The organism is Mesorhizobium sp. B2-3-15, assembly GCF_006442875.1.
Taxonomy (GTDB): domain Bacteria; phylum Pseudomonadota; class Alphaproteobacteria; order Rhizobiales; family Rhizobiaceae; genus Mesorhizobium; species Mesorhizobium australicum.
Genome location: NZ_VFVO01000009.1, coordinates 56,515 through 70,464, shown reverse-complemented (window position 1 = coordinate 70,464; position 13,950 = coordinate 56,515). Strand labels below are relative to the sequence as shown.

The following is a 13,950-nucleotide window of genomic DNA, read 5'->3' as shown; positions in this document are numbered from 1 at the left end:
CGTTTCAAGCCGGCGGACTGGTTCGGGAGGAAAGCCAAGAAATGTCCGAGGTTCATGTCCATCGCGTCCAGCCGGCGTGGAAGAAGAACGCCCTGATCGACAATGACACCTACCTCAAATGGTATGCCGACAGCGTGAAGAACCCGGACAAGTTCTGGGGCAAGCACGGCAAGCGCATCGACTGGTTCAAGCCCTTCTCCAAGGTCAAGAACACCTCCTTCGACGGCAAGGTCTCGATCAAGTGGTTCGAGGATGGCCAGACCAATGTCTCGTACAATTGCATCGACCGCCACCTGAAGAAGCGCGGCGACCAGACCGCCATCATCTGGGAAGGCGACAACCCCTACGACGACAAGAAAATCACCTACAACGAACTCTACGGGCACGTCTGCCGGCTCGCCAATGTGATGAAGAAGCACGGCGTCAAGAAAGGCGACCGCGTCACCATCTACATGCCGATGATCCCGGAGGCGGCCTACGCGATGCTGGCCTGCACGCGTATCGGCGCTATCCATTCGGTCGTCTTCGGCGGCTTTTCGCCGGACGCCTTGGCCGGCCGCATCGTCGATTGCGAATCGACCTTCGTCATCACCGCCGATGAGGGTCTGCGCGGCGGCAAGCCCATTCAGCTCAAGGAAAACACCGACAAGGCGATCGACATCGCCGCCAAGCACCATGTCAAGGTCAAGACCGTTGTGGTCGTGCGCCGCACCGGCGGCAAGATCGGCTGGGCGCCGGGACGCGATGTCTGGTATCACGACGAAGTCGCGACGGTTAAGTCTGATTGCAAGCCGGAGAAGATGAAGGCGGAGGATCCGCTGTTCATCCTCTACACGTCGGGCTCGACCGGCAAGCCGAAAGGCGTGCTGCACACCACCGCCGGCTACCTCGTCTATGTGTCGATGACGTACCAATATGTCTTCGACTATCATGACGGCGACATCTATTGGTGCACCGCAGATGTCGGCTGGGTGACCGGCCACAGCTACATCGTCTACGGGCCGCTCGCCAACGGCGCCACCACGCTGATGTTCGAGGGCGTGCCGAACTACCCCTCTCAGTCGCGCTTCTGGGAAGTCATTGACAAGCACAAGGTCAACATCTTCTACACCGCGCCGACGGCGCTGCGCGCGCTAATGGGTGCCGGCGACGCGCATGTGAAGAAGACCTCTCGCAAGTCGCTGCGCGTGCTGGGCTCGGTCGGCGAGCCGATCAACCCGGAAGCCTGGGAGTGGTATTTCAACGTCGTCGGCGACGGCAGGGTCCCGATCGTCGATACATGGTGGCAGACCGAGACCGGCGGCATCCTGATCACGCCGCTGCCGGGCGCCACCGACCTCAAGGCGGGTTCGGCGACACGGCCCTTCTTCGGCATCAAGCCGCAGCTGGTCGATAGCGAGGGCAAGGTGGTGGACGGTGCGGCCGACGGCAACCTCTGCATCACCGATTCCTGGCCCGGCCAGATGCGCACCGTCTATGGCGATCACGACCGTTTCGTGCAGACCTATTTCTCCGCCTACAAAGGAAAATACTTCACCGGTGACGGCTGCCGCCGCGACGCCGATGGCTACTACTGGATCACCGGCCGCGTCGACGACGTCATCAACGTCTCCGGCCACCGCATGGGCACGGCCGAGGTCGAATCGGCCCTGGTCAGCCATGACAAGGTTTCCGAGGCCGCCGTCGTCGGCTATCCCCATGATATCAAGGGCCAAGGCATCTATTGCTACGTCACCCTGATGGCCGGCGGGCAGCCGAGCGAGGATCTGCGCAAGGAGCTTGTCGCCCATGTCCGCAAGGAGATCGGCGCAATCGCCACGCCTGACAAGATCCAGTTCGCGCCGGGCCTGCCCAAGACGCGTTCGGGCAAGATCATGCGCCGCATCCTGCGCAAGATCGCCGAGGATGATTTTTCCGCGCTCGGCGACACCTCGACGCTTGCCGATCCGGCCGTGGTCGACGACCTCGTTGCCAACAGGCAGAACAAGAAGGGCTGATGCGGGAAGACGCGGTATTGGGCACCGTCACCCAGTTGTGGCGCTATCCGGCAAGTTCGCTCGCCGGCGAGCGCCGGGACACCATCCTGGTTGGACCGGCTGGGATCGAGGGCGACCGCCTGTTCGGCCTTGTCGATGCCTCGGACAATGAGATCGCCCGGCCCGATCGTGACGCCAAGTGGAACAAGGTGCCGCGCATCCGCACCCGGCTGAGCCGCGACAGCGAACTGGAAATCGCCGTCCCCGATGGCGACTGGCTCGCCGCCCCCGGCGCCGAATGCGACCGCGTCGTGTCGGCCTATCTCGGCTTCCGCGCCTCGATCCGGCCGTTCCGCGGGGAGAACGCGGCCGGCTATGCCGGGCCGCTGACCGCGGAGCGCTACCGCAAGGCGCCGATCCATCTCCTGACCACCGCCTCGCTGGCACGGCTGGAGGCGCTCCATCCGGAGGGGGTCGCCGATCCGCGCCGCTTCCGTCCCAACATCGTCGTCGACATGGCCTCGGTCGACGGCTCGTTTCCTGAAACCGAATGGATGGGCAAGAAGCTCGCCATCGGCGACCTCGTCCTGACCATCTCGGAGCCGTGCCGCCGCTGCGGCTTCACCATCATCGCCCAGGATGGTTTCGACCATGACCCCGCCATCCTGCGCAATCTGGTCCGCCACAACGCCCACAACCTCGGCGTCTACTGCACCGTCGACCGGCCCGGTCGTGTCGAGACCGGCGCGCCGATGCGGTTCGTCTGACCTTCCGGCCCAAGCCTATCGATAAAGATCCGCCCGCGTCGGTGGCAGGCCGCTCGGGCCTCGCGCGCGTTTGGTGGCGACAGTCTGGAATATCTGCGCCGAGGCGCGTTCGAAGGTGATGGAGCAGCCGCTCAGGTAAAGCAGCCACAGCCGCGCCTTGGCTTCGCCGACCTCGCCGATCGCCTCGTCGAACCGCGCCTGCAGACGCTCGGCCCACAGCCTGCAGGTGCGGGCATAGTGCTCGCGCAAATTCTCGACATCATAGACGAGGAAGCCGTGTGCTTCGAGATTGCCTGATGTCATGCCGATCGTGTCGAGTTCGCCACCCGGGAAAATGTATTTGATCAGCGCCTTGTATTCCGGCCCCTTGCGCAGGGTCTTCTTGACGTCGCCCTTGCTGCGCCTGGTGATGGCGTGATGCAGATAGATGCCGCCCGGTTTCAGCAGCCGGTGGACAGCGGAGAAATAAGCGGCATGGTTTGCCAGGCCCAGATGCTCGAACATGCCGATGGACGATATCTTGTCGAAGGTGCCGGTGAGCTCCGCATAGGACTTTATCTCGATGGTGATCTTGTCCTCCAGACCCTCGGCGCGAATGCGCTCGCGCGCTAGTGAGGTCTGGGCTTGCGAGAGCGAGACGCCGTGTCCGACGACACCATAGTTTTTCGCGGCGTGGATCAGCATCGCGCCCCAGCCGCAGCCGATGTCGAGCAATCTTTCGCCGGGCTTCAGCCGAAGCTTGCGGCAGATATGGTCGAGCTTGTCGACCTGCGCCTCGTCGATGCCGTTTGCGAAATCCTGGAAATACCCGCAGCTATAGACCATGCGCTCGTCGAGAAAGAGCCCGTAAAAGGCATTCGAGATGTCATAGTGATGCTGGATCGCCTCCTTGCTGGAGCCGCTGACGAACGGGTTGCGCCCCGCGAGATCGACCCGCGACGCCATCTGCTTTCTCGAAAACAGCACCGCCGGCAAGTCACGTAGAAGCGCCCGTTTGGGCAACGCCTTCAGCTTCGACCGCAGCTTGCCCGTCGAAGGCAGGGCATAGAAATCGAACAGCGATCCGTCCTCGATGTCGACGGCCTTGGATATCCACATCTCGATAAGGGTCGACAGGGACGGTCGGCGAACGATCTGCCAGACAATGTCGTGGTCGTTGATGATCAGCACGGGGCCGGTGGCGGGGCCGATCCGCTCGCCGGTCCACAGCCTGACCGCGAAGCCGGGCTTGATCGCCTCGACTACCGTTCGAACGATGCGCGCAGCTCTTTCGGTGGCGTCCATGCCCTTCCCCGCAGTCGATGACGCGATGTTGTCCTTTTGGGCCGCGGATCGCAAGCACGTCACGCTTTTTCCACCCGGCATCTTGTCATTTGCTGCAACGCACCCCATCATGAGTGTGTGTTCAACAAATCGAAAGGAGGTGATCCGATGTCGAGTGATTTCGTTTTCCAGAACGTGGGCTCAGCGGATTGCACTTTCGGGAAGCAGTCTTCCCGTTAAGGCGCGAGATGCGCGGTCGGTGACGTAAGCGTCACCACCATTGAGCCGCGCCATGGACGGAAACACGGAAGGCCGCCGGCTTCGAAAGAAGCGGCGGCCTTTTCCTTTTTACGGTCTATTGGGTCAGTACGACCTTTTCGGTGTTGCGGATGATTTCCTGAAAGGCATTATCCAATTCCAGCCCGGTGGACACCTCGAAATAATGTCTCTCGGCGGCGGAGGCGTCTTTCGAAGAACAATCCTTTAGCACCGCCTTTGCCTGGTCCCTCTCGGTTGCCGACATATCCTTATCGTTGAGGTCGAAGCCGATGGTGAAAATCTCGATGTCGTCATTTTTCATATTGTCGCACAGCGTTTCAGCATTGCCGCGCGCAAGATTGCCCTGGCTGTTGTATCTCCCAGCAACACCCGCGAAGGCGGTATTGAACTGGCCATCGGTCATCAGGATCGCAACCTTGGCGACCTTCTTCGCATCGGCGTTCGAAGCGCCGTTGCCGAGACCGGCATTCTCGATCGCAGCGCGCCATTGCGGCGACAGCATGTAATAGGTCCACTGAATGGCGATCGCGCCGGCCGTATAACCATCGGCCTGGAAGTCGTCGATCGAATCAAGCAATGCCTCCGAATCCGCGGTCAGCGGGATCACTTGCGCGTCAGGACACTTGTTCATTCCCTGGTCGCTGAGATGATCGTCCCGATTCACCAGGGCATAATATTTCTTGCCGTTCCTGTCTGTGCGAACCGTGTCAGGGCCATCGGCGCTCAAGTCGGCATCGCCGTTCTTATTCTTGCGCTCTGTAGCGCAATTATCCGGGTGTGGCATGGCCGCCCCAACAATGGAGACGTAGTCGCTGAAGGACGGCAGCAGATTTTTGCCCGTCTTGGCAACGAGAAGCGAACTGCCGGCGACGGGTGGTAGTTCAGAACTCCCTTGCTTCTCGGCATAGACGTTTTCGGCCAGTTTTCCGGCGTTCACGCCAGATGCATAGGGCACAATCGCGACACGGACGCGGGGGTTCTTCGGGTCTTGGTTCTCGAGCATCGTCTTGACGGCGTTCGTCGCAGCGACTTTCAGATCGCCGATCTTGTTGACGTTGCCCCGCTTGGCCATCGATCCCGTTATGTCGAGCATCATGGCCACCTCTATCTGCTTGTCGGAATAGAGCGCTTTGGTGGAAGCGCCGACGCGCTGCATGTCACCGGTGCTGAACAACGGGAAATAGAGGCCGACATCGACGTGGGCATCCGCCTGGACCGTGTTGGCGGTCCTGTCGACGATCAGCTTGTCGAGCACGATCTGGCCAGCGTGCAGAATGCCCCCCGTGCCGTTGGCGTCGAGAAAGGCCTGCACGGATTTGTTTGCGTCGGCCTCCTTGATGGCGCCGGTGGTCAGGTCACGTGCCGTCGATGTCACTGCCGCGTCGATCACGCCCTGCAGGCTCGATCTGGCGTTGTAGAGCTGCGTGATATTGACCGAGAAGCCTGCGGCCAGCGCCAAGACCGAGGCAGCAAAGCCGAACAGGACCGCGAAATTTCCACTGCGGTCTCTGGCGAAGCCGCCGACCGCGTGAACAAGACCCCCGTAATTCCGCATCCAACAGCCTCCACTTGCCTCGGCCTCGTCGCCGCATCGGGGGCAATGCAGGATTCCAGCCGGAACGGGAGGCGACCCGATCCGCGATCGGGAATTCACCAGCAGAACATTGCTTTTATTGGATTTTCACGGGGTAAGAAGGTGAACGGTCGGTAAACGTCAGCGTGTATCCGCGCGCACCTTTACCGGACGCTTACCATGCCCAGACCGAAGTGCTGGTCCGGTGTCTGGCGACGTCTTGTTGCGGCACAGCATCTCTGTGCCGAAGCGGGCCAACTGTCCCAGGATTGCGAAGCATGTCGAGGCACAAACCCGGCCAGGTGTGTTGAGATTCATGTCAGGCCAAGCCATTTGCAGCCCGGCCTCACCTGAATATCAACGCAGTTAGGCCAGCATCCGCGCGCTGACCGTCCTGTCGATGCCGTGATAGGGTGGATTGAACAGCCTGCCTTCCTGTTCGTAGGTCCATACCTTGAACAAGCTCAGCCGGTGCGGGCCGAAACTGTGCAGCAAGGGAACGTCGGTGGCGTCGCGGCCGCGCGCAATGACGACGCGACCGGTCCTCGGCCGGTTGTGGCGCGGGTCGAACGTATACCACTTGCCGTCCAGGAAGGCTTCCATCCAGGCCGAGAAATCCATCGGCGCGGGATCCGCCGGCACGCCGATATCGCCGAGGTAGCCGTTCACGTAGCGCGCCGGAATGTTCATGCAGCGGCAGAGCGTGATCGCCAGATGGGCAAAGTCTCGGCACACCCCGACACGTTCCTCGTGCGCTTGCGCGGCGGTGCGGGTCGAACGGGCATAGCCGTAGCCGAAGGACAGGCGGTTATGGACATAGTCGACGATCGCCTGCACCCGCGCCCAGCCGGAAGGAAGATGGCCGAAGAGCTGCCAGGCAAGGTTACTCAGATGATCCGTCTCGCAATAGCGGCTGCCCAGGAGATAGAACAGCACCTCGTCAGGCAGCTCGGCGACGGGCATTTCCCGGGCCAGCGTATTGACCTCATCCGTCTCGCCGCTGTCCTCCACGACCGCGTCATAAAGGATGCGAAAGCCGCCGGCCGGCGCCGTGAAGCGGCGGCAGGCATTGCCGTGCAGGTCATGATAGAGTCTGGTCGGCACCGAAGGCGAGGTCAGGACACGCGTCTGCCGCTTGATGTCGGCCTGCCTGTCCTTGTGAATCTCGAGCAGCGAAATCACCGGAGTGGCCTCGGCGCATTCGATGGCAATCTCATAGCCGAGGCGTATCAGCATGGGCGTCGTCCCTTGGTTCGCGTGGTGGGAATTGTACGTTTGAAACGTTGCAAGGTGACGGTGGTTCCCTGGATCGCGCCCCAAATGCGCTCGCGCGCCTTTCCCCAAATGCGCTCGCGCGCCTTTCCATGTCACCGCCTTGGCGTTACGGTTGCGTCCTCCCTCGACCCCTCCCCCGCACTTCAAGGAAAATCATGTTTGCTGGCAGAAAATTCGCCGCCTTCCTCTTCGATATGGACGGCACGCTCATCAATTCCATCGCCTCGGCGGAGCGGGTCTGGGGCGATTGGGCGCAGCGCCACGGCCTCGATGTCGCGGCCTTCCTGCCGACGATCCACGGCGTACGGGCGATCGAGACCATCACCGCCCTGGCGCTTCCGGGCGTCGACCCGAGACACGAAGCGGATCTGCTGCTGAAGGCCGAGGCCGACGATCTCGACGGCATCGTCCAGATCGCCGGCGCCGTGGCATTCCTCAAATCCCTGCCGCCGGAGCGCTGGGCGATCGTAACCTCGGCGCCACGCTCGTTGGCGCTTGCACGCATGAAGGTCGCCGGCATTCCCGTCCCCGCGGTCCTCGTCGCGGCGGAGGACGTTTCCCGCGGCAAGCCGGCGCCAGATTGCTTCCAGCTCGGCGCAAGACGCCTTGGCTTCGACGCGCGCGATTGCCTGGTGTTCGAGGATGCCCCGGCCGGCATCGCGGCGGCGGAGGCGGCGGGCGCTCCGGTCATGGTGATCAACGCCACGCACCAGCACCCCCTGGCAACACAGCACGCGGCGATATCAGGTTATGACGCAATCGGCATCACCGTCGACGAGCGAGGCTGGGTTGCACTCGAGCCGCGGCGCAACGCTGCTTGAGATCAGTCGCTAGAAATCACTGGTCAGGCCTTTGACCTCCCAGTCACCATAGCGGCCGGGCTCCTTGCCGCCACGGCCGCCGATCTCCCGCGGAAGTGCTGCTTCCTTGCGGCGGTAGTCCTGCCGCCTTGCCTCGGCTTCCTGCAGCGCGCGGCGGGCGGCGGGCGTCAGCTCCCGTGGCGGCGTGCCATCGTCCGGGCCGGGCGGCGTTTTACTGGTTTCGTCGTTCATGCGATATTTCCAGTGGATTGAAACGGGAACGGGCGTTTCCCATCATATAGCGATGACCTCACGAGGATCGAGCCTTTTTCACCACCATCCGGACAGGAGCAGACGATGAATACCATTCGCACCGCCATGCTTCTCGCCGCCATGACGGCGCTGTTCATGGGCGTCGGCTTTTTGATCGGCGGTTCGGGCGGCATGATGATCGCGTTGGTCATTGCCGCCGGCACCAATTTGTTCAGCTACTGGAACGCCGACAAGATGGTGCTGTCGATGAATCGCGCCGTCGAGGTCGACGAGAAAAACGCGCCGGAATATTACGCCATCGTCCAGGCGCTGGCCAAGCAGGCCGGCCTGCCGATGCCCAGGACCTATCTGATCGACAATCCGCAACCGAATGCCTTTGCCACCGGACGCAATCCGCAGAACGCGGCGGTCGCCGCCTCCACCGGCCTGCTGCAGCGGCTGACCCATGAGGAGGTCGCCGCCGTGATGGCGCATGAGCTCGCCCATGTCCAGCACCGCGACACGCTGACCATGACCATCGTGGCCACCTTTGCCGGCGCCATCTCGATGCTCGGCAATTTCGCCTTTTTCCTCGGCGGCAGCCGCGAAAACAACAATCCATTCGGCTTTGTCGGCGTGCTGGCGGCGATGATCGTGGCGCCCTTCGCCGCCATGATCGTGCAGATGGCGGTCAGCCGTACTCGCGAGTACGAAGCCGACCGGCGCGGCGCCGAAATCTGTGGACACCCGCTGTGGCTGGCCTCCGCGCTTGACAAGATCGCCCGCGGGGCCGAACGCATTCCCAATCCCGATGCCGAGCGCAATCCGGCGATGGCGCATCTCTTCATCATCAACCCCCTGCATGGCGAGCGCATGGACAGTCTGTTCTCCACCCATCCGAGCACCGACAACCGCATCGCCGCGCTGCAGGCGATGGCACAGCGGATGGGCGAAGGCGCTCCGCCAGCCACGCAGCGCCAAGCGCCGATGTCAACGCAGGCTGACGAGCCGGAGATGACCGGACCGTGGGGCAAGCCAACCGCGCCAGAACCGGCGACCGGGCCGGCCAGCCCAAAATCCAATCCGTGGGGTCGCAATCCGACCGGACCCAAGGGCCGGTGGTCGTGAGTGTCGCGGGCAGGGCACCTCGACGCACGGTTCCAGGCGATCAGGATCACAATGCCGGCGGCGAATTCGTTGCCGGCCTTGCCGCGCGCAAGGCGGCGGCGCGACTGCTGGCCGCCGTCATCGACGCCCGCACGCCGCTCGACGGCCTGACCGATCACGAGAATGGTCATCCGCAATACAAGGCGCTTGATCTGCGCGACCGTGGCCTGGTACGCGCCATACTGGTCACCGCGCTGCGCTACCGCATGACCATAGCGGGGCTCCTGGCGCGGCGCCTGGAAAAGCCGCTGCCGCCCAACGCGACCGCCTTGTCGCATATCCTGCATGTGGCGGCGGCGCAGATCCTGTTCCTCGACATTCCCGACAGCGCCGCCGTCGACCTCGCGGTGACGCACGCCAAGTCCGATCCCCGCACGCAGCGCTTTTCCGGCCTGGTCAACGGTGTGCTGCGCACGCTCGCGCGGGCCAAGGAATCCGAGCTTCCGGCCGCGCTTGCCGCCACCGACGAAGCGCCGAAATGGTTTTCCGACCGGCTGAAGGCCGCTTACGGCGCCGAGAAGGCCCGGCGGATCCTGGCTGCCCACCGCCACGAGGCGCCGGTCGATTTCTCGGTCAAGGCCGATCCCGAACTCTGGGCCGAAAAGCTTGGCGGCATTGTCCTGCCGACGGGCACGGTTCGGGTGGAGAAGCTTGCCGGCGCCGTCACCGAATTGCCGGGCTTCGCGGAGGGTGCATGGTGGGTCCAGGACGCGGCCGCCAGCTTGCCGGCAAGACTGTTCGGCGATGTCAGCGGATTGCGCGTCGCCGATCTCTGCGCCGCGCCCGGCGGCAAGACCGCGCAGCTCATTCTCGCCGGTGCCAAGGTCACCGCCGTCGACACTTCGAAGAACCGGCTGGCGCGGTTGACGCAGAACCTTGCGCGCCTCGGCCTCTCCGCCGAAATCGTCCAGGCCGATCTGCTCAAATACGAGCCGGCGGAGTTGTTCGACGCCGTGCTTCTCGACGCGCCATGTTCCTCGACCGGTACCGTTCGGCGACATCCCGACGTGCCGTGGACCAAGACGGCGGCGGACGTCGAAAAACTCGCCGACCTGCAACGCAGGCTGCTCGCCCGCGCCGTGATGCTGGTCAGGCCCGGCGGCCGGATCGTCTTTTCCAATTGTTCGCTCGATCCGCGAGAAGGCGAGGAACTCTATCGCGCCTTCCTGGTCGACAATCCGGGGGTGACCACCGATCCGATCCGGCTGGGTGAATCTGCCTGTCTCGACCCGTTCCTCACATCCGATGGCACGCTGCGCACCACGCCCGCCGACATGGTGCTGGGCGCACCCGCGATTTCCGGTCTCGACGGCTTCTACGCAGCCCGCATGCGACGTGCCGGCTAAAGCAATCCCAGGAAAAGCGTGTAACGGTTTTCCGTCCGGAATTGCGTGAAGACAAACAGTTAGAGCGGGCGGCGATCCCATCGAACGCTGAACGTTCTAAAGCATGTCATCAAGGCTCCAATGATTGCCCCAGCGGGCATCGATTTCGTCGTCGACATTCTGGTAGCGGATATCCGTCGACAGCCGGATCAGCCCATCGAGGCTCTGGTTGGTCGTCGAGGCATGGATCATGTAGGGCGAGTGAAGGACGATGTCGCCCGCTTCGAAATCCGCCATCAGCCAGCGCGTGTCGAACCGCTCCGCCATATCGGGCAGGTCCTTCGACACCCAGCCGCCCTCACTCATGTTGCGATTATAGGCACTGATGCGCTCCTGCGGACTGAGAGCGGAATTGTCCTTGTTGAACTGTCTCTCCAGGGCGGCGCCGACGGCGTGTGATCCCTCCAGGTAGACCAGGCCGCCCATGTCGATCGTCGTGTCGCCGATCGGTATCCAGGTCGTCACCACCCGGTTGGTGCCTCCGCGCAGATAAACGAGATCGTAATGCGCCGGCGTCGCGGTGGCCGTTCCAGGCAAGGTGAAGCGCATGATCTTGCGTTTGTGCAGATAGGATAGGCCGCCCACGAAACCATCCATCAAGCGCGACAGGCGCGGCTGCGCGCAAAAGCCTTCATAACCGGTTGACCGGACCACCGACATCAGCCGGCGCTCGGCGAGCTGACGGTCGATGGCACGATCCGAAGCGATGCCGAGCGAGGGATCCGTCCCGGGTTCCAAAAGCCCGCTCTCGGCAAGATGGGAAAGCACCCAGCCACGAAAATCGGTCACTTCCCTGCGGGGCAAAAGGCTCTTCAGCCAGACATAGCCTTGGGTCGCATAAAGATGCCGGATGGCTTCAATGCCGACGGACGGGTCGGTCGCGGAAAGGTATCCGAGCCTGTTCGGCATTGTCGACAGCAGCTTGCCGTCAGCTGTGAGGGCAACCGGCGGGGTGTCCGGAAATGCCTGCTCATCCGTTGATACCGACATTTCAATCACCTGGATCGGTTCGACCTTGGCCGGAGAATACCTTATCATCCGGCCCCTTCCTATGGATAGGAAACCGACCTCCATTTGCTCACGCCGTTTCAGCCGCGCATCCTGTTCGCGAGGCAATTGCGGCGGCTACCGATTCGATCGAACGGTCGCGACGAGGGTCTATATCGGCGATGCCTTCCGCGTTCCGCAGCCCTTTCGGGACCGCGAAAACTGTTGGCCCAGCGCGTTTGGCCGCCGCCGCAAGAAGACATAAGTCGCAGGAAAACCGGCTGTATGGCCCGGAAAAGACGTGACTTTTTTAGGGGCGACCCGGCCACGGCCCCGTTGCGCGCCTTACCGAGGCGAAATCCGCCTTCGCATAAGTTCTTGAATCATATAAGCTTGTGCTTGGGATAGAGGACGACCAGGAGGGGTTTTGGCACTTGCTGCCGGCAACACGACGCGTCTGTGGACGCTGGTCGCGAAGGAGTTCTGGCGCAAGACGCGCCGGCGCCTGCGCGCCGGGCCGATCTATCGCTGGCGCTATTCGGGCCGCACGCCCGAACGTGTCCTGATCGCACCGCCGGACCTGCGCCTCGCCGATCCGCAGATCGCGCTCGAGATCTACTACGGCCGTTATCCCCTGTCCGGCCACCTGGTCGAGACCGGCGGCAAATCCCCTTTCCAGATCAATGTCCCCAATCACGGTTGGCAGAAAACGCTGCATGGCTTCCGCTGGCTGCGCCATATGCGCGCCGCCGGCACCGAGCTTGCCGCCGCCAACGCCCGTGCCCTGGTTTCGGACTGGATCGCCATGCATGGCAATCATATTTCGGGCGTTGCCTGGGAGCCAGGCACGACCGCCAAACGCATCATTGCCTGGCTGCAGCACTCCTCCATCGTGCTGCAGGGTGCTGAGTTCCCCTTCTACCGCGCTTTCCTGAAATCGCTGGCCATGCAGATCCGCTATCTCAGGTCGATGGCGCGCGAAATGCCCGACGGCAAGGACCGGCTGCGCGCCCGCATCGCGCTGGCCTTCGCGGCGCTGTCCCTGCCGGCGCCGGCTTCGGCGCTGCGCGGCGCCACCCGCAACCTCGCGGGGGAACTCAATCGCCAGATCCTTGCCGACGGCGGTCACATCTCGCGCAATCCAATGGCGGTGCTGGAAATCCTCGCCGACCTCCTGCCGCTGCGCCAGACCTATGCCAACCAGGCCGAAGCGCCGCCGCAGGCGCTGATCGGCGCCATCGACCGCATGCTGCCGGCACTGCGTTTCTTCCGCCACCAGGACGGCAGCCTCGCCCGATTCAACGGCATGGGCGCCACCATCCATGACCGCATCGCCACCATCCTGCGCCATGACGACACCGCCGGCGCACCGCTGCTGCATGCGCCGCATTCGGGCTATGAGCGGCTGGCGATGGGCGGCACCACCGTCATCGCCGATACCGGCCTGCCGCCACCGGTCGACGTGTCCAATGCAGCGCATGCCGGCTGCCTTGCCTTTGAACTGTCGTCGGGCCGCCAGCACTACATCGTCAATGCCGGCATCGACACCTACGGCGCCGCCGAGTTCCGGCCGCTGGCCCGCGCCACCGCCGCGCATTCGACGGCCACCATCAACGACACGTCTTCGGCGCGTTTCACCCACGCGCTGCGGGTAAACGACCAGTTGGGTTCACCGTTGATCGGCGGCCCGCAGCAAGTGCAGTGCAAGCGCATCGACCAGAAGGGCGTCCACGGCTTCATCGCCCGTCATGACGGCTATCTCCAGCGTTTCGGCTTCCTGCATGAGCGCGAGCTGAAACTCTCCTCGGACGGCAATGTGCTGGTGGGCCGGGACCGGTTCCAGCGGCCGGGCAGCACAGCGATCCGCAACAATGGCCGCGATTTCATCACCGTGCGCTTTCACATCCACCCCGACATCAATCTGCTGCAGGACGAGCAGGAGCGGCTGGTCCTGACCGGCGATCAGGCCGATACCTGGGTGTTCACCTCCAGCGAAGTGGTGCCCGAAGTTGAGGAATCGATCTATTTCGCCGGTCTTGGCGGTCCGCGCCGCAGCCGCCAGATCGTGCTCGCCTTCAAGGCGTCCGAAATTGCCGATGTCCACTGGCAGCTGACCCGCACAAAGATCGCCGGTTATCCCGAAAACAATTGAGCTTGCGGCGGCAATGGCATGCCGCGAAAAAGCCAACGCTTGATTTCCGAGCCTCATGTGCTACGGCGCGGGCA

The 13,950-nt window shown here is 63.1% G+C and carries 11 protein-coding genes; 6 read left to right on the top strand and 5 right to left on the bottom strand.

Going from position 1 to position 13,950, the window contains the following annotated elements; genetic code table 11:
* Positions 1–41 precede the first annotated feature (41 nt).
* Together acs and FJ954_RS19180 are read left to right on the top strand one after the other, a co-directional pair.
* Positions 42–1,997 (top strand): acetate--CoA ligase, encoded by a 1,956-nt coding sequence (acs, locus tag FJ954_RS19185; RefSeq protein WP_140662533.1) that lies wholly within the window; start codon positions 42–44, stop codon positions 1,995–1,997.
* On the top strand, positions 1,997–2,743 hold the full coding sequence (locus FJ954_RS19180) for an MOSC domain-containing protein (RefSeq protein WP_140662531.1): 747 nt from the start codon (positions 1,997–1,999) through the stop codon (positions 2,741–2,743). The genes acs and FJ954_RS19180 overlap by 1 nt, the downstream gene beginning before the upstream one ends.
* Before the next feature lie 15 nt (positions 2,744–2,758).
* On the opposite strand, the gene FJ954_RS19175 is transcribed toward FJ954_RS19180, so the two are convergent.
* The 3 genes from FJ954_RS19175 to FJ954_RS19165 all read right to left on the bottom strand — a co-directional run bounded on the left by FJ954_RS19175 (position 2,759) and on the right by FJ954_RS19165 (position 7,094).
* A complete protein-coding gene (locus FJ954_RS19175) occupies positions 2,759–4,027 on the bottom strand; it encodes a cyclopropane-fatty-acyl-phospholipid synthase family protein (protein ID WP_140662529.1) in 1,269 nt (422 codons plus the stop codon).
* A 334-nt stretch (positions 4,028–4,361) separates the two neighbouring features.
* Complete coding sequence (locus FJ954_RS19170) at positions 4,362–5,840, bottom strand: TadE/TadG family type IV pilus assembly protein (RefSeq protein WP_140662527.1); 1,479 nt, start codon at positions 5,838–5,840, stop codon at positions 4,362–4,364.
* Between the two features lie 384 nt (positions 5,841–6,224).
* Positions 6,225–7,094: a transglutaminase family protein gene (locus FJ954_RS19165; protein ID WP_015315150.1), complete on the bottom strand. Its 870-nt coding sequence runs from the start codon at positions 7,092–7,094 to the stop codon at positions 6,225–6,227.
* A 194-nt stretch (positions 7,095–7,288) separates the two neighbouring features.
* Between FJ954_RS19165 and FJ954_RS19160 the strand changes: the two genes are divergently transcribed.
* Positions 7,289–7,954 (top strand): HAD-IA family hydrolase, encoded by a 666-nt coding sequence (locus FJ954_RS19160; protein ID WP_140662525.1) that lies wholly within the window; start codon positions 7,289–7,291, stop codon positions 7,952–7,954.
* A gap of 9 nt (positions 7,955–7,963) precedes the next feature.
* Here the strand turns inward: FJ954_RS19160 and FJ954_RS19155 are convergent, their stop codons facing one another.
* Entirely contained in the window at positions 7,964–8,185 is a 222-nt protein-coding gene (locus FJ954_RS19155) for a DUF1674 domain-containing protein (RefSeq protein WP_015315148.1), read from the bottom strand.
* A gap of 105 nt (positions 8,186–8,290) precedes the next feature.
* On the opposite strand from FJ954_RS19155, the gene htpX reads away from it, so the two are divergent.
* A complete protein-coding gene (htpX, locus tag FJ954_RS19150) occupies positions 8,291–9,313 on the top strand; it encodes a zinc metalloprotease HtpX (protein WP_015315147.1) in 1,023 nt (340 codons plus the stop codon).
* Positions 9,310–10,698: an RsmB/NOP family class I SAM-dependent RNA methyltransferase gene (locus FJ954_RS19145; protein ID WP_181177870.1), complete on the top strand. Its 1,389-nt coding sequence runs from the start codon at positions 9,310–9,312 to the stop codon at positions 10,696–10,698. Before htpX ends, FJ954_RS19145 begins: the two co-directional genes overlap by 4 nt.
* Before the next feature lie 96 nt (positions 10,699–10,794).
* Here the strand turns inward: FJ954_RS19145 and FJ954_RS19140 are convergent, their stop codons facing one another.
* On the bottom strand, positions 10,795–11,727 hold the full coding sequence (locus FJ954_RS19140) for a phytanoyl-CoA dioxygenase family protein (RefSeq protein ID WP_140662738.1): 933 nt from the start codon (positions 11,725–11,727) through the stop codon (positions 10,795–10,797).
* Positions 11,728–12,151: 424 nt separating this feature from the next.
* Here FJ954_RS19140 and FJ954_RS19135 point away from each other — a divergent pair, with 424 nt between their 5' ends.
* Positions 12,152–13,876, top strand: coding sequence for a heparinase II/III family protein (locus FJ954_RS19135; protein ID WP_140662521.1), 1,725 nt, complete (start codon positions 12,152–12,154; stop codon positions 13,874–13,876).
* Positions 13,877–13,950 lie beyond the last annotated feature (74 nt).